Annotated in this window: 1 protein-coding gene; it reads right to left on the bottom strand. The window is 67.7% G+C overall.

Features of this window, described 5'->3' with window-relative positions:
* Nucleotides 1-12: 12 nt before the first annotated feature.
* Nucleotides 13-1081, bottom strand: a protein-coding gene (locus D3273_RS28965) for an IS630 family transposase (protein ID WP_207210940.1) whose coding sequence is annotated in 2 segments (ribosomal slippage) — nt 13-589 and nt 588-1081 — 1071 coding nt in all. Because the reading frame shifts where the segments join, the coding sequence is not laid out codon by codon here.
* Nucleotides 1082-1113 lie beyond the last annotated feature (32 nt).

Below are 1113 nucleotides of genomic sequence, written 5' to 3'. Positions count from 1 at the left end.
TTATACCAAACGTCAGAATTGTTGACACACCGCCCATTGGCGGGTCGTGATGGATCTCACTGCCTTGGTGTCGGCGATGAAACTGTTCCAGGCGTCACAGCAAGCATTCACGATGTCATCGTAGCCGCCGAACAGGCGGTGAGCCAGCTTTGTGCCACGCAGGTAGGCCCACACGTTCTCGATCGGATTGAGTTCGGGAGCATAAGGCGGCAGCTTGACCAAGGTGATGTTGTCGGGGACGACCAGCTTGTCGCTGCCATGCCAGCCGGCCCCGTCCAGAACCAGGGCCGCATGGGCGCCCGATGCCACGGTCCGGCCGATCTCGGCCAAGTGCAGGTTCATGGCCTCGGTGTCGGCGTGCGGCATCACCAGGCCTGCCCCCACCGCCCGCTCCGGGCATACGGCGCCGAACAGATAGGCCCAGGCGTAGCGGGTGTCCTGCACGGCGCGCGGCCGCGTGCCGCAGCGCGCCCACACGTAGGCCAGCGTGCCCTTCTGGCCCACGCGTGCCTCGTCCTGAAACCAGATCTCCAGAGCTTTGCCGGCCGCCGCCGCCGGCAGCAGGCTCCTCACCGTATCGGCGAAGCTGTTTTAAAAGATCCTGCGCCGCAGCATCGCTCTTGGGGTGCTTCGGGCGCACCGACACGTGGCGGAAGCCACGCTCGCTCAGTATACGTCCGACCGATCGCTCGGACAGCGCGACACCGTACTTGTCCGCGATGACCCGTTGTAGGTCCGCGCAACGCCACCGCACGACGCCGTCTGTTTCGAGATCGGGACCCGCCTCCACTACGGCGTCGAAGGCCTGCAACTGATCCGCGCTCAGCCGGCCCGGGCGACCGCTGCGCGGCTTGTCGAGCAGACCGGCCGGGCCGTCCGCGTTGAACCGGTGCACCCAGTCGCGCAGCGACTGACGGTCCATGCCGGCCGCCGTCGCGGCTTCCGTGCGCGAGCGGCCCTCCATCACCAGCGCGATGGCGAGAAGGCGGCGGGCCCGGGCCACGTCGCGGCTCGCCCGCGCCAGCCGGCGCAACTCCGCAGCGCTCTCATCCTGCCGCGTGATCGCGATCCCAGCCGCCATGGTCAGCCTCCCAGCAAGGAAGCCAAACCGAA

This window comes from Lichenibacterium minor (assembly GCF_004137685.1).
Taxonomy (GTDB): Bacteria; Pseudomonadota; Alphaproteobacteria; order Rhizobiales; family Beijerinckiaceae; genus Lichenihabitans; species Lichenihabitans minor.
The sequence above is the reverse complement of the archived record's forward strand: the minus strand, read 5'-3'. Positions and strand labels throughout refer to the sequence as shown.